Source organism: Lacrimispora sinapis, from assembly GCF_043633585.1.
Taxonomy (GTDB): Bacteria; Bacillota; Clostridia; order Lachnospirales; family Lachnospiraceae; genus Lacrimispora; species Lacrimispora sinapis.
The window spans coordinates 18,851-39,188 of sequence record NZ_CP141832.1; the positions used below are offsets into that span (position 1 = coordinate 18,851).

A 20,338-nucleotide genomic window follows, 5' to 3' on the forward strand; every position below is an offset into this window, starting at 1 on the left:
ATATGCATTAGCCTTCAAATAGGTTTGGCCTGGTGGCTCAGTTGGTTAGAGCGCCGCCCTGTCACGGCGGAGGTCGTGGGTTCGAGTCCCATCCGGGTCGTTTTACAACTAAATTTTGTCAATGGGATCTTAGCTCAGCTGGGAGAGCATCTGCCTTACAAGCAGAGGGTCATAGGTTCGAGCCCTATAGGTCCCATTCAGTATGCAAACCACATACATGAGAAGAGTTGTGCCGATGTGGCTCAATTGGCAGAGCAGCTGATTTGTAATCAGCAGGTTATCGGTTCGAGTCCGATCATCGGCTTGCATCAAAACAATTGAAATATGGATGGGTTCCCGAGTGGCCAAAGGGGGCAGACTGTAAATCTGTTACGACACGTTTCGATGGTTCGAATCCATCTCCATCCATTCAGTGATTAAAAAATGAATCACTGCATATACTATAATTAAATAACGCGGGGTGGAGCAGTCTGGAAGCTCGTCGGGCTCATAACCCGAAGGTCGTAGGTTCAAATCCTGCCCCCGCAATTTTTAATGTGTAATTTAGTGGATAATGTACTAAAGAACGCATGCGCCCAGATAGCTCAGTTGGTAGAGCAGAGGACTGAAAATCCTCGTGTCGCTGGTTCGATTCCGGCTTTGGGCATATGGGATACTAGCTCAGGTGGTAGAGCACTTGACTTTTAATCAAGTTGTCCGGGGTTCGAATCCCCGGTGTCTCAGGACAAGCCTTGAAACAGAAATGTTTCAGGGCTTTTTGTATTTTACTATTCTATTCATCGAATTCTACAATCACGTAATATCCCCGGTCATTGTGTTTCACTTCTTTTACAATTCCCTGGTTGGATTTTATACGGTCGCGTCCAGTGTAACAGCCTGACATGGCAACAGCCGGTTCTATGATATAACTGTAGCTGCTGGTACCTTCCCGTTCTATGATGTGAACTAAATCATTTGCTTTTACTAATCCTGGACGCTCCATTTTAAACTCTATTAATCTCATGGGTATCACCTTTCCTTCCACTATTTTACTCAAAATACTATTATAGCTCCCCTAGAATAAATTGTAAAGATAGGGTAAGGATGCTATACTAAAGGGGTTGGTAGTCTGCAGAAATTTAATAATTGAAATAAGAATAAATAGATATCGAAACAGGAAAATATAAGAGCAGAAATATAGAGTTGAGGAGATTGAGGGATAAATTGTGAAGGAAAGACCAAATTTACTAAAAAGGTTGATGGAGTATGCTGACTCGGATTTCTACCCATTTCATATGCCGGGACATAAAAGACAATATAAGTATGAGGCTTTGAGCCAATTTTTAAATCCATTTTCAATTGATATTACGGAAATTAACGGGTTTGATAATCTTCATCATCCGGAAGGAATTTTAAAGGATTCTATGGAATGGGCGGCTGGAATTTATGGGAGTGACAAGACATTCTATCTTGTTAATGGAAGCAGTTGCGGAATATTAAGTGCAATCGGTGCCACAGTTCGGAACAGAGGGACGATTTTGATGAGCCGGAATTGTCATAAATCTGCTTTTTATGGAGTTTTCCTCAATCAGCTGAATGCAAACTATATTTATCCACAATTTATACCTGAATTGGGGCTTCAAGGTGGACTATTAGCTGAGGATGTAGAAGAAATGTTGAAAACATGTTCGGATATAGAAGCGGTACTGGTGGTATCCCCAACTTATGATGGTGTGGTTTCTGATATTAAGGCAATTGCTCAGGTGGTTCATAAGTTTGGTTTACCCCTTATTGTGGATGAGGCACATGGGGCACATTTCTCATTTGGTAAAAATGAAGGATTTCCGGTTTCGGCTTTGGATTTGGGGGCAGATATTGTAATACAAAGTCTCCATAAGACGCTACCTTCCTTGACTCAGACTGCGTTGCTGCATGTCAAAAAAGGATTTGTAAATATGGAACGGCTGGACCGATATATTCAAATGTATCAGACCAGCAGTCCTTCCTATGTGATGATGGCGAGTATTGAAAATTGTATTCGGTATATGGATCATAATGGGACTGGTAAAATGAAGGATTTTTACAGTCGGATATCAGATGCACGGAAGCGTCTGGGGAAGATGGTGAATCTGCGGATTTTATCGGATCAGGTGATTGGATATAATGGAGTTTTCGATATAGATATTTCTAAAGTTATTATTTCTACCAGGAATACTAGTTGGTCGGGGAGTCAGTTAGATCAGGTATTACGTGAACAGTATCATTTGGAAATGGAGATGTGCGGGGCAGATTATGTTACAGCAATTACTACTTTGGCGGATACGGAGGAAGGGATAGATAGGCTTTGTACCGCTTTGTTAGAGATTGATGAGATAATAACTATTGGATATGAAGTTGGGAATGAAGTTAGAGATGAAGTTAGGGATGAAGTTAGAGATGTAGTTGAGGATGAAGTTAGAGATGTAGTTGGGAATGAAGTTAGGGACAAAGTTAGAGATGTAGTTGGGAATAAAGTTAGGGACAAAGTTGGGAATAAAGTTAGGGATAAAGTTAGGGATAAAGTTAGAGATGTAGTCGGGAATAAAGTTAGGGACAAAGTTAGGGATGAAGATGGGAATGAAGTTAGGGATAAAGTTAGAAATGTAGTTGGGAATGAAGTCGGGAATGAAATTAGGAGTATAGATGAAGATGCGAATGTAATGAATGGTGCAGATGTAATTATTAATACGACACTAGTTAGTAGTGAGAAAGTGGTTAGTGGGACGGCCGAAATTAACGGTGAAGATGTAGTTAAAAGCGTAGGTGCCAATGGAAATAGAGAGATTGATAAAATAAAGGAGCGGAAAAATATTTCTGACAAGATATCTATTTCAGACAAGATAACTCAGGAATCTCATGTAATAAAGGAAAGCAGGTATCGTATAAGTGAAGCAATGGATGCAAAAAAGACTAGGGTGTTGATAAAGGATGCGATAGGTAAGGTTTCTGCTGAGTTTGTGTATTTATATCCGCCTGGGATTCCGATTGCTGTTCCGGGAGAGGTTTTGACTGGTGGTGATGTTGAAATTATTTTAGAGTTTAAAAGATTGGGACTGCCGGTTCAGGGAATGGAGGATGAGACTGCAGAGAAAATCTTTGTGATGGATGAAATGTGATACATAGGATTAAGATGTGTGTTATGATTAAGGAATTGGAGCAGACAGTGATGGGAAAAATTTTTTATGTGATGGGGAAGAGCGCTTCTGGTAAAGATACAATTTATAAACGTTTGCTGGAATTGCGGCCTCAGCTGAAAAGAGTTATTTTATATACCACCAGACCAATCCGGGAAGGTGAAAGAGAGGGAGAAGAATACTATTTTACCGACGGTAATAAAATGAGGGAACTTCGGGAAGCGGGGAAAATCATTGAGGAGCGGACGTATCAGACCGCCCTAGGGCCCTGGAGTTATTTTACTGTGGATGATGGGCAGATTGACGTCATGAGTGAGAATTCCTATTTGATGATCGGTACTTTGGAATCTTATGAGAAAACCAGAGATTATTACGGGGAGGAACGGTTGGTTCCCATTTATATTGAAGTGGAGGATGGGACTCGTCTTCGGAGAGCACTGGAAAGGGAGTTTAAACAAAAGGAGCCTAAGTATGCAGAACTTTGCAGAAGGTATCTGGCGGATGAAGAGGATTTTAAAGAGGAAAATTTGAAAAGATGTAAGATTGGACGTAGATTTATTAATGATGATCTGGATGCATGTTTGAATGATATTTTGAAGGTGATTCAATAATGTGTGATTTGAGATTGTTTTTTGCAGAGGATTGGGATTGGGTTTATTTTGACTGGATTGGGTATTTATAAGGTCCTCCGGGCAGGGGTGAAAACTTCTGTCTGGAGACTTTTTTATCGAGAAAACAGGCGTATTTGCCAATACTTCTTTCTTGTGATGGTAAAAATTCTATGATATAATAATCATAATTCGTTTTTCGGTTATAAATATACAGGAGAACGGATTGGTCAATTGTAGTAAGGAGGTGTCGCTGTGCCAGGTTTTAAGGATATCATCGGCCATGAAAGAATTAAAGAGCATTTACAGAAAGCCATTGAGTCCAATCATGTTTCCCATGCTTATATTCTTACAGGAGAAGCGGGAATGGGCAGGAAATCTCTTGCCAATGCATTTGCCATGACGCTTCTGTGCGAAAAGGGGTTAAGTGAGCCTTGTATGCAGTGTCATGCGTGTAAGCAGGTGATGAGTGACAACCATCCGGACCTGGTTTATGTGAGCCATGAAAAGCCGGGCAGTATCGGCGTGGATGATATCAGGGATCAGATCCATGATACCATTATGATACGTCCTTACAGCAGCTACTATAAGATCTATATCGTGGATGAAGCAGAAAAGATGACGGTCCAGGCACAGAATGCGCTTTTAAAAACCATAGAAGAGCCGCCGTCTTATGCGGTTATTATGCTTCTTACGACCAATCAGGAGGCATTTCTGCCTACGATTCTTTCCAGGTGCGTGCAGTTAAAGCTGAAACCGTTGCAGGATTCGGTGGTGAAATCGTATCTGATGGGATCTTTGGGGATAGGAGAGAGCAAGGCGGATGTCTATGCGGCGTTTGCAAGGGGAAATTTGGGGAGAGCCATTCATCTGGCTTCTTCGGAGGATTTTCAGCTTTTGTATACGGAGCTTCTTCATATGCTGAAGCATTTGAAGGAAATGGACATTACTGAATTGCTTTTTTATATCAAAAAGATGAAGGATGAGAATCTGGATATTTATGACTGTCTGGATTTTATGCAGTTATGGTATCGGGATGTTTTAATGTATAAAGTGACACAGGATATCAATCTTCTGATTTTCAGGGAAGAATTTAATACAATGAAAGAGTTGAGTGCTGCCAGTGCTTATGACGGGGTGGAACTGATTTTAAAGGCCATAGACAAGGCCAGGATTCGTTTGGAGGCCAACGTGAATATGGAACTGGCAATGGAACTCATGCTGCTTGTAATGAAGGAGAATTAATCAATGATAAAGGTGATAGGCGTTCGGTTTCGGAATGCGGGGAAGATATATTACTTTGATCCGACGGACTTGGAGATTAAGACCGGGGATCACGTAATTGTGGAGACTGCCAGAGGAATTGAATATGGCTATGTTGTGCTGGGATGCCGGGAAGTGGAGGATGAGAAGGTGATTCAGCCTTTAAAGCCTGTGATCCGGATGGCAACCAAGGCGGATGACGAAGTGGAAAAAAGAAACCACGAAAAGGAAAAGGATGCGTTTAAAATCTGCAAGGAGAAGATTAAAAAGCATGGTCTTCAGATGAAGCTGATCGACGCGGAATATACCTTTGATAATAACAAGGTGCTGTTTTATTTTACGGCTGACGGGAGAATTGATTTTAGGGAGCTGGTGAAGGACCTTGCTTCTGTATTTAAGACCAGAATTGAACTTCGTCAGGTTGGAGTCCGGGATGAGACAAAGATCGTGGGCGGAATCGGCATTTGCGGAAGGACTTTGTGCTGTCATTCCTATTTGTCAGAGTTTATTCCGGTTTCCATTAAGATGGCAAAGGAACAGAATCTTTCTTTAAATCCGACCAAGATTTCCGGGGTCTGCGGCAGGCTTATGTGCTGCTTGAAGAATGAAGAGGAAACCTATGAGGAGCTGAACAGCAAGCTTCCCAATGTTGGGGATTTTGTGACGACGGATGATAACTTAAAGGGAGAGGTCCATTCGGTCAGTGTTTTAAGGCAGCTGGTTAAGGTTGTGGTGACCATTAAGGACGAAAAGGAAATCCGGGAATATAAGGTGGAACAGTTAAAGTTCAAGCCAAGGCGGAGAAAAGACAAGAGCCACGTAACGGATGCGGAGTTAAAGGCATTGGAGGCTCTGGAGAAAAAAGAAGGAAAATCAAAATTAGATGATAATTGATTTAAAAGAGAACGAGCGTATTGATGATCTGCAGAGAAATGGGTATCGGATCATACAAAAGCAGAATGGTTTTTGTTTTGGGATGGATGCGGTCCTCTTATCGGGATTTGCCCAGGTGAAACCGGGAGAACGGGCGGTTGATTTAGGGACAGGCACTGGAATTATCCCGATTCTTCTGGAAGCGAAATATGAGGGCCTTCATTATACGGGGCTTGAGATTCAGGAAGAGATGGCGGATATGGCCAGACGCAGTGTGGCTTACAACCGCCTGGAAGAAAAAATAGACATTGTTACAGGAGATATTAAGGAAGCCAGCCGTTTATTTGGTGCGGCTTCCTTTGACGTAGTGACTTCCAATCCGCCTTATATGAATGATGCCCACGGGCTGAAGAATCCGGATTTGCCAAAGGCTATCGCCCGTCATGAGGTATTATGCACTCTTGATGATGTGGTCAGAGAGGCGGCAAGGCTTCTGCGGCCTGGGGGCAGGTTTTATATGGTACACCGTCCTCACCGGCTGATTGAGATCATAACGGCTTTAAAGGGCTATGGTCTGGAGCCGAAGCGGATGAAGATGGTGCACCCGTTTGCAGACAGGGAAGCGAATATGGTTCTTATTGAGTCTGTGCGGGGAGGAAAGTCCATGATAAAGGTGGAGGCGCCTATCATCGTTTACAGAGAGCAGGGAGTGTATACGGAGGAGATTTATACCATTTACGGGTATTGAGCTCCGTCTGCATGGGAAAGAAAAGGATACCGGGAGTGAATGACGTGGAAGAAAAAAAAGGGATGTTATATTTGTGCGCAACGCCGATTGGGAATCTGGATGATATTACGTTAAGAGTTTTAAATACCTTAAAGGAAGTGGATCTCATTGCGGCGGAGGATACAAGGCACAGCATTAAGCTTTTAAACCATTTTGAGATTAAGACCCCTATGACCAGCTATCATGAGTATAACAAGGTGGAGAAGGCCAAATATCTGGTGCAGCAGATGCGGGAAGGAGTGTCCATTGCCCTGATTACCGATGCGGGAACTCCCGGAATATCAGATCCGGGTGAAGAACTGGTGAGACAGTGCTATGAGGCTGGGATTGGGGTTACCTCTCTTCCCGGGCCGGCGGCCTGCATTACGGCTTTGACCCTTTCCGGTCTTGCGACCAGACGGTTTTGTTTTGAGGCATTTCTTCCTACGGATAAGAAGGAAAAGCAGTGGATTTTGGAGGAGTTAAAGGATGAGACCAGAACCATTGTGATCTATGAGGCGCCTCATCGCATGGTTAGGACCTTACAGGAACTTTATGGTTCTCTGGGAAATAGAAATATTACCATCTGCAGGGAGCTGACCAAGCGGTATGAGACTGCATTCAGGACAACCTTTGAGGATGCTCTTGCGGCTTATGAGTTGGAAGATCCTAAGGGAGAATGTGTTATTGTTATTGAAGGCAAGAGCATTCAGGAGATCAGGGACGAGGAAACAAGGGCTTTTGAGGAGCTGTCTCTGGAGGAACATATGAAGCGGTATGAAGGCCAGGGGATAGACCGGAAAGAGGCCATGCGCATGGTGGCAAAGGACCGGGGAATCAGCAAAAGGGAAGTTTATCAGTACTTGATAAAAAATGAATTATAAAAATTCTCTTGACAATTTACTTATCTTTTTATAAAATTAGTTTGAATTTCAAAATATTTGATATATAAAACAATCCAACGAGACATGCGGGCGGAACGCGGAAGATATGGGCGGGATGCGGCATGAATGGGGGAATATATGACAATTAAAATAATTGGAACGGGTTCTGCAGTTCCGGAGCAGGTGGTGACCAACGACGATCTGGCTAAAATCGTGGATACCAATGATGAGTGGATCCGTACCAGGACCGGAATTGAGGAACGGCGGATCGCTTCGGCAGGATCGGGGACTTCCCACATGGCGACAGAAGCTGCAAAAAAGGCGTTAGCACAGGCGGGGATATCTGCAAAAGATTTAGATATCATCATTTTTGCAACGTCTACACCGGATTGCTGCTTTCCAAGCGGGGCCTGTGAGGTGCAGGCAGCCATTGGCGCAGATAAGGCAGTGGCATTTGATATCAGTGCAGCCTGTTCGGGATTTATCTTTGCGCTTCATACGGTTCACAGCTTTTTTAAGGCAGGGATCTATCAGACAGGACTGGTCATTGGAGCGGATACTTTAAGCAAGATCATTGACTGGCAGGACAGAAGTACCTGCGTTTTATTTGGAGACGGAGCCGGGGCGGCTGTGGTTCGGGCGGAGGAACACGGAACCCTTCACATGACCATGGGGTCTGACGGCAGCAAGGCAAGTGCACTGGCATGTACCGCACGCACCACCGATAGTTTTCTTACGGGAAAAAAACCGGAGCTTGGGTATATGACCATGGACGGACAGGAAGTCTTTAAGTTCGCTGTTAAGACGGTGCCGGAGGCAATCAGGACGGTGCTTTCAGAAGGCGGGACCCATATAGATGAAATAAAATATTTTGTTCTGCATCAGGCAAATTACCGGATTTTTGAATCCATTGCAAAGCGGTTAAAGATTTCCATGGAGAAGTTTCCTACAAACCTGGAACGGTTTGGAAACACTTCAGGAGCTACGATACCGATTTTACTGGATGAGATGAACCGGGAAGGAAAGCTGGAACGGGGAGATAAGATCGTACTTGCCGGCTTTGGCGCAGGACTTACCTGGGGAGCCACTCTTTTGGAGTGGTAATGATTTTAACTAATACTTTGAAAATCAAAGTAATAGCATATAAATTTATTTGATAATAAAGGAAAGAGGAGATTGAAATTATGTTAGAGAAAATGCAGGAAATCATCGCAGAGCAGTTAAACGTGGAGGCAGCAACCATTACCGCAGCATCTTCCTTTAAAGAGGATTTGGGAGCAGACTCACTGGATTTATTTGAACTTGTTATGGCTCTTGAGGATGAATATTCCGTTGAGATTCCTTCCGAGGATTTAGAGCAGCTGACAACCGTACAGCAGGTTATGGACTATTTAAAAGCAAAGGGCGTGGAAGCGTAATGAAAACCAGAATTACCGAACTTTTGGGAATCGAATATCCGGTCATCCAGGGTGGTATGGCCTGGGTGGCGGAGCATCATCTGGCAGCAGCTGTATCAGAAGCCGGAGGGCTGGGGCTGATTGGGGGAGCCAATGCGCCGGCTGATGTGGTACGTGCGGAGATCCGCAAAGCAAAGGAGCTGACAAAGAAACCCATTGGTGTCAATGTCATGCTTTTAAGTCCTCATGCGGAAGAGATAGCAAAGGTCATTGTGGAGGAAGGCATCCGTGTGGTAACGACCGGAGCCGGAAACCCGGAGAAATATATAGATATGTGGAAGTCAGCCGGCATTAAGGTTATTCCTGTGGTTGCTTCTGTGGCTTTGGCAAAGCGTATGGAAAAGTACGGCGCGGATGCTGTGGTAGCGGAAGGAAATGAGTCAGGAGGCCATATTGGGGAACAGACCACCATGACGTTAGTTCCACAGGTGGCGGATGCGGTATCCATTCCGGTCATTGCAGCAGGCGGTATCGGAGACGGAAGAGGCATTGCAGCGGCATTTATGCTTGGAGCAGAAGCCGTTCAGATCGGAACCCGTTTTGTGGTATCCAAAGAGTCCATTGTCCATGATAATTACAAGCAGCGGATTATTAAGGCAAAGGACATTGATTCTGCTGTCACTGGACGCAGTCATGGACATCCGGTAAGAAGCTTACGCAACCAGATGACCAGAGAGTATGCAAAATTGGAGCAGGAAGGCAAATCCTTTGAAGAGTTGGAGTATCTGACCCTTGGAACCCTGAGAAAGGCAGTTCAGGAGGGAGATATTACGAATGGTACGGTCATGGCCGGCCAGATCGCAGGAATGATCAGTAAGGAACAGACCTGCAAGGAAATGATTGAAGAGATGATGGAACAGGCTGAGAAGCTGCTTAGCCGTTAATAAGGAGTTTAATAAAATGAGCAGGATTGCATTTATTTTCCCGGGCCAGGGAGCCCAGTACTGTGGTATGGGCCAGGATTTTTATGAGCAGACAGCGTTAGGAAAAGAGATATATGACACGGCTTCCGGACTTCTGGGATTTTCGGTGCCGGAGCTGTGTTTTGAAAAGAATGACCGGCTGGACATTACGGAGTACACTCAGGCGGCTATGGTTACCACCAGCATCGCCATGATGCGGGTACTGGAAGCAGAAAAGGGCGTAAAGCCGGATGTGGCGGCAGGCCTCAGCCTGGGAGAATATTGTGCACTTGCAGCAGCAGGCGTGATGAGCGATGAGGATGCCATCCGGACTGTGAGAGAAAGAGGAATCCTCATGCAGGAAGCTGTGCCGGCGGGAATCGGGGCTATGGCTGCGATTCTTGCCCTGGACGCTTTTACAATTGAAGAGGTGCTGAGCGATATGGAGGGAGTCCAGATCGCCAATTATAACTGCCCCGGGCAGATCGTTATTTCCGGCAGAAAGGAACAGGTGGAAAAGGCCAATGAAAGGCTTTTAGCCGCAGGTGCCAAACGTGCCATCCTGCTGAATGTAAGCGGCCCGTTCCATTCTGAGATGCTTACAGGTGCCGGAGAGAAGCTTTTTGAGGTTTTGGAGGGAGTAAGCGTCAGCAATCCCCGAATTCCTTATGTGTCCAATGTGACTGCCAAGTATGTGACGGAGGGTGCATTGGTGAAGGATTTACTGAAAAAACAGGTATTTTCTTCTGTCCGCTGGCAGCAGAGTGTGGAAACCATGCTTGCCGACGGGGTGGATACGTTTATAGAAATAGGACCGGGTAAAACTCTGGCCGGATTTATGAAGAAGATTACGAGAGATGTGAACGTCTTTAATATAGAGAAACTGGAAGATTTGGATAAGTTATCCGTTTTATAACAGGGGAGGTAAAAGGATGTTAGATGGTAAAGTAGCGGTAGTAACCGGAGCGGGAAGAGGAATCGGCCGTGCAATCGCCATAAAGCTGGCTAATCAGGGCGCAACGGTGATTGTTAATTACAATGGCTCTGAAGAAAAAGCTATGGAGGTTGTAAAGGAAATCGAGGATAAGGGCGGAGTGGCAGAAGCCATCAAGTGCAACGTTTCCGATTATGCAAGTGCAGGTGCTTTTTTTGACGGCATCATTAAAAAGTTCGGGAAAGTGGATATTCTGGTGAACAATGCCGGTATTACAAGGGATAACCTTTTGATGAAGATGTCAGAGGAAGAGTTTGATGCAGTGATCAACATCAACTTAAAGGGAGTTTTCAACTGTATGAAGCATGTATCCCGCCAGATGATCAAGCAAAAGGGCGGAAGAATCATTAATATTTCTTCTGTATCGGGTGTACTGGGAAATGCAGGTCAGGCAAATTACTGCGCGGCAAAGGCCGGTGTGATCGGCATGACCAAGTCATTTGCAAGAGAGGCGTCAAGCAGAGGAATCACAGTCAATGCAGTGGCTCCCGGATTTATTAAGACAGATATGACAGAAGTGCTTTCAGAGTCTGTAAAAACAGCTACTTTAGATCAGATCCCGATGAAACAGTTTGGAACAGCCGAAGATGTTGCCGGTGCGGTAGCATTTTTGGCATCAGAGGAAGCCGGTTACATCACAGGCCAGGTGCTTTGCGTAGATGGCGGTATGGCGATGTAAGGGAATACACCCTTCGGGTATATCTTGATGTCTAACAGAATGGGCGTTAAAGAGGAATGGAGAGATGATATGAAGAGAAGAGTTGTAGTAACCGGCATGGGAGCCATTACTCCCATTGGAAATAACGTAGAACATTTTTGGAACGGGTTAAAGGAGAAAAAGGTTGGTATCGGACCCATCACTCAGTTTGATACTACGGATTATAAAGCAAAGCTGGCAGCAGAAGTGAAGGATTTTGATGCAAAGGATTACATGGATCCTAAGGCGGCCAAACGTATGGAGCGGTTTGTTCAGTTTGCAGTCGCTGCGGCAAAGGAAGCGCTCACTATGTCCGGTCTTGATATGGAAAAGGAAGATCCCTACCGGGTAGGCGTAAGTGTGGGTTCCGGGATCGGAAGCCTGCAGGCATTGGAGCGTGAACATAAAAAGCTTTTGGAGAGAGGTCCGGGAAGAGTCAATCCTCTTTTGGTTCCTTTGATGATCTCCAATATGGCAGCAGGGAACGTTGGCATCCAGTTCGGTTTAAAGGGCAAGTGCATCAACGTGGTAACGGCCTGTGCTACCGGTACCAACTGTATCGGTGAAGCTTACCGTTCCATCCAGTATGGAGAAGCAGATGTAATGGTGGCCGGAGGTGCGGAGGCCAGCATCACTCCCCTTGGAGTGGCTGGTTTTACGGCTCTTACCGCACTATCAACGGCAGAAGATCCGCTTCGTGCGTCCATCCCGTTTGATAAGGACAGAAACGGTTTTGTAATGGGCGAGGGTGCCGGTGTGGTTATTTTGGAAGAGCTTGAACATGCATTGAAAAGAGGTGCCACGATCTATGGAGAAGTTGCAGGATATGGAACGACCTGTGATGCTTATCATATCACTTCTCCGGCAGAAGACGGAAGCGGTGCGGCCAGAGCCATGATTGAGGCCATAAAGGATGCCGGAATTACTCCGGAAGAGTTGGATTATGTCAATGCCCACGGGACCAGCACCCATCACAATGATTTATTTGAGACTTTGGCGATCAAAGCTGCGTTGGGGGATCATGCAAAGAATGTGAAAATCAATTCTACCAAATCTATGGTGGGCCACCTTCTTGGAGGTGCCGGCGGTGTGGAATTTATTGTTTGTGTGAAATCCATTGAGGAAGGATTCGTTCATGCAACTGCCGGACTTGAGGAGGAAGGCGAAGGCTGCGATTTGAATTATACAAAGGGCGAGGGAGTTGCCTGTGACGTAAACTATGCCATCAGCAATTCACTTGGGTTTGGCGGACATAATGCCAGCATTCTTGTAAAGAAATACCAGGCTTAGGAGGCAGTCAATGGAAATCAATGATATCATAAGGCTGATGCAGGCGGTTTCAGAACATGACCTGACCAGCTTTCGTTTGGAAGAGGGAGATGTAAAGCTCTCGATAAAAAAGGAAAAAGAGATTGTGGCCGTAACCGGGAATGAGGGAGTGGCAGCGGAGATAAGAACCGGTAATCTCTGCCAGCAGGACGCAAAGCGGGAAGAAACTGCAGCAGGCGGTACAAAGGAAGCTGCAGAAGCGGAGGTCTGCTCTGAAAAGGTGATTTTTTCCCCGTTGGTGGGAACCTTTTATAATGCGTCAACGCCTGACGGAGAGCCTTTTGTAAAAGTCGGAGACTGTGTGAAAAAAGGTCAGGTCCTTGGAATCATCGAAGCCATGAAACTGATGAATGAGATTGAATGCGACTACGACGGAGTGGTAGAAGCGGTTTTAGTAGGAAATGAGAATGTAGTAGAGTACGGTCAGCCTCTGTTCCGTATCCGGTAAATTGATGGGAAATAAAGGAGAGGTCCAGAGGGTTGGCCTCTCTTTTCAAACATAAGGAGAGAATATGATGTTAGGAATCAAAGAAATTCAGGAAATCATACCTCACAGACATCCATTTTTGTTGATTGACTGCATCGAGGAGTTTGTGCCAGGGGAAAAAGCGTCGGGATATAAATGTGTGACTTACGATGAGTCCTTTTTCCGGGGACATTTTCCGGAAGAACCGGTGATGCCGGGGGTACTTATTATTGAGGCGCTGGCTCAGGTAGGAGCAGTGGCAATTTTAAGCCTGGAGGAAAATAAGGGAAAGACCGCTTATTTCGGAGGGATTGATAAAGCCAGGTTCAAACGGAAGGTCATTCCCGGCGACAAGCTGAAACTGGAATGTGAGATTATAAAGCGCAAAGGCCCTGTGGGCATTGGAAAAGCGGTTGCTACTGTGGATGGAAAGCTTGCAGCCAGCGCAGAACTGACATTTATGATTGGATAGGTGCACGTGATGTTTGATAAGATTTTAATTGCCAACCGGGGCGAGATTGCGGTAAGGATCATCAGAGCCTGCCGGGAAATGGGCATTAAAACGGTGGCTGTTTATTCGGAAGCAGACCGGGACAGTCTTCACACTCTGTTAGCGGATGAGGCCATCTGCATCGGTCCGGCCCCTTCGACCCAGAGCTATTTAAATATGGAACGCATTCTTACGGCGACGGTTGCCATGAAGGCGGATGCCATTCATCCCGGATTTGGTTTTCTGTCCGAAAATGCAAGGTTTGCAGAACTTTGTGAAAAATGTAACATTACCTTTATTGGTCCGTCAGCGGAAATCATCAACCGGATGGGAAACAAATCGGAAGCCAGAAAGACCATGATGGAGGCAAACATTCCGGTGGTCCCAGGCGGAAAAGAAGCCGTTTATCAGGTGGAAGAAGCAAAGGCCATGGCCGAAAAGATTGGTTTTCCGGTTATGATCAAGGCTTCCTCCGGCGGCGGCGGAAAAGGGATGAGAATTTCCAGAGGGCCTGAGGATTTTGAAGCCAATTTTCAAAATGCCCAGATGGAGTCGGTTAAGGGATTTTCCGATGATACGATGTATATCGAAAAGTACATTGAAAAGCCCCGCCATATCGAGTTCCAGATCATGGCGGATAAATTCGGCCATGTGGTTCATCTTGGAGAACGGGACTGTTCCATTCAAAGACGCCATCAGAAGGTATTAGAAGAATCTCCCTCTGCGGCCATCTCTGAAACACTCCGTCATCAGATGGGTGAGGTGGCAGTCCGCGCCGCAAAGGCAGTGGGCTATGAAAATGCAGGTACCATTGAATTTCTTTTGGATGCGCATAAGAACTTTTATTTTATGGAGATGAATACAAGGATTCAGGTGGAGCATCCGGTGACAGAAATGGTCACGGGACTTGACCTCATTAAAGAACAGATCCGCGTTGCAGCAGGAGAACCGTTAAGCGTAAAGCAGGAAGATATCTGCATTTCAGGCCACGCCATTGAATGCAGGATCAATGCGGAAAATCCGGCAAAGAACTTTATGCCGTGTCCGGGACTGATTAAGAATGTCCATGTTCCGGGAGGAAACGGTGTCCGCATTGATACCCACATTTACAGCGATTATAAGGTTCCGGCCAATTATGATTCCATGCTGATGAAGCTCATTGTTCATGGAAAGGACCGTATGGAGGCAATTTCTAAGATGAGAAGCGCTCTGGGAGAGCTGATCATTGAAGGGATTGAGACCAATGTGGATTTTCAGTTCGATATCTTAAGTCATGAGGCTTACCGTGACGGAGACGTGGATACAGACTTTATCCCCAAATATTTTCCGGACTATGTGCGGTAAGCAAATAAAGGAGTGTATCTTATGTTAAGAAACATGTTTAAGAAGACCTATACCGTCATCGACAGCAAATACAAAACTCCGGATAAAGCAGAGGAACCAAACATCCCCGCAGGACTTTGGAAAAAGTGCAACAAATGCGGCCAGCCCATTTATGCGGAGGATGTGAGAAACAATCATTACATCTGCCCGAAATGCAGCGGCTATTTCCGTCTTCATGCGTATCAGAGAATTGAAATGACAGCAGATCCAGGAACCTTTACGGAATGGGATAAGGAGATGGAGTTTAAAAATCCATTGGATTTTCCGGGATATGATAAAAAAGTAGCGGCGACCCGGGAAAAAACCGGACTTTCTGAAGCCATTGTCACTGGTATCTGTGAGATCGGCGGTCAGAGGGCGGTGCTGGGCGTTATGGATGCCCGTTTTATTATGAGCAGCATGGGCCATGCGGTGGGAGAAAAGATTGCAAGAGCGGTGGAAGAGGCAACGAAACAGAAGCTGCCGGTGGTACTGTTTGCCTGTTCCGGCGGGGCCAGAATGCAGGAGGGAATCGTATCCCTGATGCAGATGGCAAAGACCTCAGCGGCCTTAAAGCGCCATCATGAGGCCGGCCAGCTCTATATCAGCGTACTTACGGATCCTACCACCGGCGGCGTAACGGCAAGTTTTGCCATGCTTGGGGATGTGATCCTTGCGGAGCCGGGAGCTTTGATCGGTTTTGCCGGTCCCCGTGTCATTGAGCAGACCATCGGTCAAAAGCTGCCGGAAGGGTTTCAAAGGTCTGAGTTTCTTCTTGAACATGGTTTCATTGACAAAATCGTTCCCCGGAATGAGATGAAGGAAACTTTATCCCGGATTTTAAAACTCCACAATCCTGATACAAAGAAGGAATTTCATGTGGATAACCAGCCGTCTGCGAAAGAAGATGGTGGAAAAAAGAAATGCTTCTGTTTGAAAAAGAGCAAAAGGAGTGCCTGGGATACGGTTCTCTTATCCAGGCGGGGAGACCGTCCGGTGGCTTCGGATTATATGAAGGAGCTGTTTGATGATTTTATGGAGTTTTCCGGGGACCGCTATTTTAAAGATGACGGTGCCATTGTGGGTGGAATTGCTTCTTTCCACGGAATGCCGGTAACGGTCATCGGACAGGAAAAAGGGAAAAATACAAAAGATAACATCAAGCGCAACTTTGGAATGCCTTCCCCGGAAGGATACCGGAAAGCGCTTAGGCTCATGAAGCAGGCGGAAGCCTTTCAAAGACCCATTGTCTGCTTTGTGGATACGCCGGGGGCATTCTGCGGTCTGGAGGCAGAGGAACGGGGACAGGGAGAGGCCATTGCCAGAAACCTGTTTGAGATGGCAGATTTAACGGTGCCGGTCTTATCCATCGTCATTGGAGAAGGCGGCAGCGGAGGTGCGCTTGCCATGGCAGTAGGCAATGAAGTATGGATGTTAGAAAATGCCATCTATTCCATTCTATCCCCGGAAGGCTTTGCCTCGATCCTTTATAAAGACAGCAAAAAGGCCAGCGATGCCGCCAGAGTCATGAAGATAACGGCAAAGGATCTGCTGGATTTAGGACTGATCGAACGGATTATTCCGGAGGAAGAACCGGTAACGGGAGAGAATATATCCGTTGTTGCAGAGGAGATGGATAAGGCGTTGGGAGAATTTTTCCTCACCTACCTTGCCATGAGTAAAGAAGAGCTTGCAAATCAGAGATATGAAAGATTTAGGAGAATGTAATGGGAACATTAAAACCTTTGGTAATAGGAGATCTTGTGGCAAGGAATCCGGTGATCCAGGGCGGGATGGGAGTAGGCATCAGCCTTTCCTCTTTAGCTGGAGCAGTGGCAAAGTCCGGAGGCATAGGAATTATTTCAACGGCACAGATCGGTTTTCGGGAACCTGATTTTTTGAAAAATCCCCTGGAAGCTAATCTGCGGGCCATTGGAACCGAAATAAAAAAGGCAAGAGAGATCGCGCCGGATGGAATCATTGGATTTAACATTATGGTTGCGACAAAGAATTATGCAAGTTATGTAAAAAAAGCGGTAAAAGCCGGAGCGGATCTTATCATATCCGGAGCCGGACTTCCCGTAAGCCTGCCGGAATATGTGGCGGAGGCAGCAGAAGAGGCGGGGAGCATGTTAAAAACCAAGATTGCCCCCATTGTCTCAACGGTAAAGTCTGCCATGGTCATCTGTAAGCTGTGGGACAGAAAGTACCATCAGGCACCGGATCTTGTGGTGGTGGAAGGACCTTTGGCCGGAGGTCATCTGGGCTTTTCCAAGGAACATCTTACGGAGCTTGGTGTGGATTCCGAGGATGTGGAACGCACCTATAAGCGGGAAGAATATGAAGAGGAAATAAAAGGCATCATCCGTCTGGTAAAGGAATACGGGAAGAAATACAATAAGGTGATTCCGGTGGTGACCGCAGGCGGCATTTATACCCATGAAGATGTCCTGCATCAGATGGACCTGGGTGCAGACGGGGTCCAGGTAGCGACCCGTTTTGTGACCACCTTTGAATGTGATGCTCCCATGGAATATAAGCAGGCTTATATTAACGCAAAGAAAGAAGACATTATCATTACCAAAAGCCCGGTAGGAATGCCTGGAAGGGCCATTGTGAACCCGTTTTTAAAGGATGTGGGCAAGGTTCCGTTTAAACTGGAACACTGTTACCAGTGTCTGGAAAAATGCGATCATAAGACCATTCCTTACTGCATTACAAAGGCTTTGGTGGATTCGGCGGAAGGAAGGACCGATCAGGGACTATTGTTCTGCGGAAGCAATGCTTACCGGGCAGAAAAGCTGGAATCCGTTGATGCGGTTATGAAGGATCTGGTTGGTGAAGCATAGATATTAAGAGAGGATTTTAAGCTCCTCTCTTTTTTTTGTGCAGAAGAGAAGGTAAATAATGAGTATAAACCTTGTGAAAAAACGAACAATACTATAATTATATCTAAAAAATAAAAAATGATAAAAATATTTTTATATAATTTAACGAAAAATTATGCTGAAAATTTCTTTTTTAAGAATAATATGAGGTAATTTCTTCATATAAAAAAGATAAGGGAGTATTCAATGGCTGCGTTTCAGTGTAAGCGGCGCGGTTGACCGGAACATTCTGGACCTTATAATAAAGTACAGGGAGGATTAAGCAAATGGAATTCAAACGCTTACCGGGTCTTACACCGGATGGAACCATCTACCGTAATGACAATATGGGAACTTTGGAGGCTCTGATCCCTTCAGGCTCTTATCAATTTGTCCAGGCACCGTCTCTTTTGGAGCTTCCGGGAGGAGATCTTTTGTGTGCGTGGTCTGCCGGAGCCAATGAAGGAAGTGCCGGTGAGAGCATTGTTTGTGCCCGCCTTATAAAAGGAGAAGCTCATTGGAAAAAGCATGTTAAGGTTTCCAGGGATTCCAAGCGGAGCGAGCAGAATCCGTCTCTGTTTCTTGGGCCTGATAATGCGGTGTGGATGGTCTATACAGCCCAGTCGGAAGGGGTATCCGGAAAGGCCAATATGAATCACACTTCCATGATCCGTTATCAGAAAAGCTTTGACGGAGGAAGAACCTGGGAAGAAGCAAAGGGATTGTTTCCGGAATCTGGAAGTATGTGCAGCCAGCCCATAAAGATTCTTAAAAACGGCAGGCTGATTTTTTCCAACTGGATTTCAAAGGACTTAAAAACAGGATTGACCGGGGACCCGACGGTTTTCCGGATATCCGATGATGAGGGAGCTGCCTGGAAAACCGTATTTGTACCGGAAAGCAAGGGGCGCATACAGGCCAATGTAGTAGAACTGGAACAGGGGCATCTCATTGCATTTATGAGGAGCCGCTTTGCCGACTTTATTTACCGGAGCGAATCCTTTGACTGGGGAAGCAGCTGGTCCTCTCCTGTAAAGACGATTCTTCCAAATAACAACTCTGGAATCAGTGCGGTACGTTTAAACAGCGGGCGGATTGCAATTGCTTATAACCCGACCAGCGGGGAACCGGCTGCTTCAGGCGGGGATGGCTTTTCCGGAAACTGTTGTCCGGTCTCTGTGGCCTTATCGGAGGATGAAGGAATCACATGGCCCTACGTTCGCCATATGGAGCCTGGGGAAGGGTTTGCCGGTGAGAGAAACCAGGACAGCAACAGCCGGTATGAAAATCCGTTTCTTTTACAGGGGGAGGATGAAGCTCTTCATCTGGTATTTGCCTATAAAGACCGTACAGGTATAAAATACATGCGTTTTACAGAAAATGATATCATTGGAGACCATAGAGCCTGAGAAAAATAAATACGTGCAGTAAGGCGCCGGACATTGCTCCGGCGTTTTTTGGATGGAAATAAAATATAAAAATTTGATAACGTTTGATATCATTTTATAAAAAAGATTTACTTTGTTATCATTATCCTTTATAATTATATTTAAGGGAGGTGTGTGGAACATGATAGGGAAACGGATTAAGACGCTCCGGGAGGAGAGACATTTAAGTCAGGAACGGCTGGCGGCAGAATTAGGGGTCAGCCGAATGACCGTCAACAATTATGAAAATGAAAAGCGGGCACCGGATATTGATTTTGCCAGACATACGGCGGAATATTTTGGAGTGACTTTGGAATTTTTGATGGGAGGAACGGAGTACCGGTATAAACGGGATGAAGTTATTTCCCTGAAAAAATCGGAATCCCTGTTCCGTATTATGGAAAAACTTCCCCAGCCGGAGATTCAGGAAATGGTATCCTCTCTGATCGAGACCCTGGAAAAGTCGGTGGAACTCGATATGGCGGATGACATCGTGCAGGTGATGAATCATTGCTGCGTACAGGTCCGCAGGGTGCTGTACAGCTATGAGAATCTGAAAGAGGATATCGCCGTACCGGTGAAGGAACTGAAAAAGATTTCCGTACCGGAGGAATCCATCCGGCAGGTGGTGCATGATAAGCCAAGAGTTGTTTATGATGCCGCATTCCATGCAACAAAACGGATCAACGAGGAGGTGAACCGCTGTGCGGAGACCATGGAGCGCAGGCTGGAAAAGATGGTCGAAGAAAAACTTAAGGAACCAGTAAATGAAACACCTTGATTTGAAAGGAGGATGATAGA

At 45.7% G+C, this 20,338-nt stretch carries 20 protein-coding genes and 7 tRNA genes; 26 read left to right on the forward strand and 1 reads right to left on the reverse strand.

The annotated features are described in order from the left end of the window. The first annotated feature begins 26 nt into the window (after nt 1-26). The 7 genes from VIG27_RS00080 to VIG27_RS00110 all read left to right on the forward strand — a co-directional run bounded on the left by VIG27_RS00080 (nt 27) and on the right by VIG27_RS00110 (nt 722). Nucleotides 27-100 (forward strand) — tRNA-Asp (locus VIG27_RS00080). A gap of 23 nt (nt 101-123) precedes the next feature. After that, nucleotides 124-196, forward strand: a tRNA-Val gene (locus tag VIG27_RS00085). A 35-nt stretch (nt 197-231) separates the two neighbouring features. Then, nucleotides 232-304 (forward strand) — tRNA-Thr (locus tag VIG27_RS00090). 22 nt (nt 305-326) lie between these two features. Further along, nucleotides 327-408, forward strand: a tRNA-Tyr gene (locus VIG27_RS00095). A gap of 46 nt (nt 409-454) precedes the next feature. Next, nucleotides 455-528: transfer RNA gene (locus VIG27_RS00100), tRNA-Met, on the forward strand. A 45-nt stretch (nt 529-573) separates the two neighbouring features. Next, nucleotides 574-646 (forward strand) — tRNA-Phe (locus VIG27_RS00105). Between the two features lie 3 nt (nt 647-649). Further along, nucleotides 650-722: transfer RNA gene (locus VIG27_RS00110), tRNA-Lys, on the forward strand. Nucleotides 723-772: 50 nt separating this feature from the next. Here the strand turns inward: VIG27_RS00110 and VIG27_RS00115 are convergent. After that, entirely contained in the window at nt 773-1,003 is a 231-nt protein-coding gene (locus VIG27_RS00115; protein ID WP_394524121.1) for a hypothetical protein, read from the reverse strand. 202 nt (nt 1,004-1,205) lie between these two features. Between VIG27_RS00115 and VIG27_RS00120 the strand changes: the two genes are divergently transcribed. The 19 genes from VIG27_RS00120 (at nt 1,206) to VIG27_RS00210 (ending at nt 20,318) form a co-directional block, all read left to right on the forward strand. Next, nucleotides 1,206-3,134 (forward strand): aminotransferase class I/II-fold pyridoxal phosphate-dependent enzyme, encoded by a 1,929-nt coding sequence (locus VIG27_RS00120; RefSeq protein ID WP_394524123.1) that lies wholly within the window; start codon nt 1,206-1,208, stop codon nt 3,132-3,134. Nucleotides 3,135-3,184: 50 nt separating this feature from the next. Further along, on the forward strand, nt 3,185-3,763 hold the full coding sequence (locus VIG27_RS00125; protein ID WP_394524125.1) for a guanylate kinase: 579 nt from the start codon (nt 3,185-3,187) through the stop codon (nt 3,761-3,763). 252 nt (nt 3,764-4,015) lie between these two features. Next, complete coding sequence (gene holB, locus VIG27_RS00130) at nt 4,016-5,005, forward strand: DNA polymerase III subunit delta' (protein ID WP_394524128.1); 990 nt, start codon at nt 4,016-4,018, stop codon at nt 5,003-5,005. 3 nt (nt 5,006-5,008) lie between these two features. Beyond that, complete coding sequence (locus tag VIG27_RS00135) at nt 5,009-5,917, forward strand: PSP1 domain-containing protein (protein WP_394524129.1); 909 nt, start codon at nt 5,009-5,011, stop codon at nt 5,915-5,917. After that, nucleotides 5,907-6,644 carry a tRNA1(Val) (adenine(37)-N6)-methyltransferase gene (locus VIG27_RS00140; protein ID WP_394524130.1) on the forward strand — a complete coding sequence of 246 codons (738 nt, stop codon included), beginning with the start codon at nt 5,907-5,909 and terminating at the stop codon, nt 6,642-6,644. The genes VIG27_RS00135 and VIG27_RS00140 overlap by 11 nt, the downstream gene beginning before the upstream one ends. A gap of 11 nt (nt 6,645-6,655) precedes the next feature. Then, the gene (gene rsmI / locus VIG27_RS00145; protein ID WP_394524133.1) at nt 6,656-7,546 is read left to right on the forward strand and encodes a 16S rRNA (cytidine(1402)-2'-O)-methyltransferase; all 891 of its coding nucleotides are present in this window, start codon (nt 6,656-6,658) and stop codon (nt 7,544-7,546) included. 138 nt (nt 7,547-7,684) lie between these two features. Then, nucleotides 7,685-8,650 carry a beta-ketoacyl-ACP synthase III gene (locus VIG27_RS00150; RefSeq protein WP_394524134.1) on the forward strand — a complete coding sequence of 322 codons (966 nt, stop codon included), beginning with the start codon at nt 7,685-7,687 and terminating at the stop codon, nt 8,648-8,650. Nucleotides 8,651-8,730: 80 nt separating this feature from the next. After that, nucleotides 8,731-8,964 carry an acyl carrier protein gene (gene acpP / locus VIG27_RS00155; RefSeq protein WP_394524136.1) on the forward strand — a complete coding sequence of 78 codons (234 nt, stop codon included), beginning with the start codon at nt 8,731-8,733 and terminating at the stop codon, nt 8,962-8,964. Then, complete coding sequence (gene fabK, locus VIG27_RS00160) at nt 8,964-9,887, forward strand: enoyl-[acyl-carrier-protein] reductase FabK (RefSeq protein ID WP_394524138.1); 924 nt, start codon at nt 8,964-8,966, stop codon at nt 9,885-9,887. Before acpP ends, fabK begins: the two co-directional genes overlap by 1 nt. Before the next feature lie 16 nt (nt 9,888-9,903). Next, nucleotides 9,904-10,821: an ACP S-malonyltransferase gene (gene fabD, locus VIG27_RS00165; RefSeq protein WP_394524142.1), complete on the forward strand. Its 918-nt coding sequence runs from the start codon at nt 9,904-9,906 to the stop codon at nt 10,819-10,821. A 16-nt stretch (nt 10,822-10,837) separates the two neighbouring features. Continuing rightward, nucleotides 10,838-11,578, forward strand: coding sequence for a 3-oxoacyl-[acyl-carrier-protein] reductase (gene fabG / locus VIG27_RS00170; RefSeq protein ID WP_394524144.1), 741 nt, complete (start codon nt 10,838-10,840; stop codon nt 11,576-11,578). A gap of 69 nt (nt 11,579-11,647) precedes the next feature. Continuing rightward, on the forward strand, nt 11,648-12,886 hold the full coding sequence (gene fabF / locus VIG27_RS00175) for a beta-ketoacyl-ACP synthase II (protein WP_394524145.1): 1,239 nt from the start codon (nt 11,648-11,650) through the stop codon (nt 12,884-12,886). A 10-nt stretch (nt 12,887-12,896) separates the two neighbouring features. Beyond that, on the forward strand, nt 12,897-13,373 hold the full coding sequence (accB, locus tag VIG27_RS00180; protein WP_394524147.1) for an acetyl-CoA carboxylase biotin carboxyl carrier protein: 477 nt from the start codon (nt 12,897-12,899) through the stop codon (nt 13,371-13,373). 64 nt (nt 13,374-13,437) lie between these two features. Further along, complete coding sequence (fabZ, locus tag VIG27_RS00185; RefSeq protein WP_394524149.1) at nt 13,438-13,863, forward strand: 3-hydroxyacyl-ACP dehydratase FabZ; 426 nt, start codon at nt 13,438-13,440, stop codon at nt 13,861-13,863. Nucleotides 13,864-13,872: 9 nt separating this feature from the next. Further along, entirely contained in the window at nt 13,873-15,225 is a 1,353-nt protein-coding gene (locus VIG27_RS00190; RefSeq protein ID WP_394524150.1) for an acetyl-CoA carboxylase biotin carboxylase subunit, read from the forward strand. A gap of 21 nt (nt 15,226-15,246) precedes the next feature. Next, on the forward strand, nt 15,247-16,971 hold the full coding sequence (locus VIG27_RS00195) for an acetyl-CoA carboxylase carboxyltransferase subunit alpha (protein WP_394524151.1): 1,725 nt from the start codon (nt 15,247-15,249) through the stop codon (nt 16,969-16,971). Beyond that, nucleotides 16,971-18,092, forward strand: coding sequence for an NAD(P)H-dependent flavin oxidoreductase (locus VIG27_RS00200; RefSeq protein ID WP_394524152.1), 1,122 nt, complete (start codon nt 16,971-16,973; stop codon nt 18,090-18,092). The genes VIG27_RS00195 and VIG27_RS00200 overlap by 1 nt, the downstream gene beginning before the upstream one ends. Nucleotides 18,093-18,397: 305 nt before the next feature. Beyond that, on the forward strand, nt 18,398-19,519 hold the full coding sequence (locus tag VIG27_RS00205; RefSeq protein ID WP_394524153.1) for a sialidase family protein: 1,122 nt from the start codon (nt 18,398-18,400) through the stop codon (nt 19,517-19,519). A gap of 160 nt (nt 19,520-19,679) precedes the next feature. Then, nucleotides 19,680-20,318 (forward strand): helix-turn-helix transcriptional regulator, encoded by a 639-nt coding sequence (locus VIG27_RS00210; protein ID WP_394524154.1) that lies wholly within the window; start codon nt 19,680-19,682, stop codon nt 20,316-20,318. The last annotated feature ends 20 nt before the right edge of the window (nt 20,319-20,338 follow it).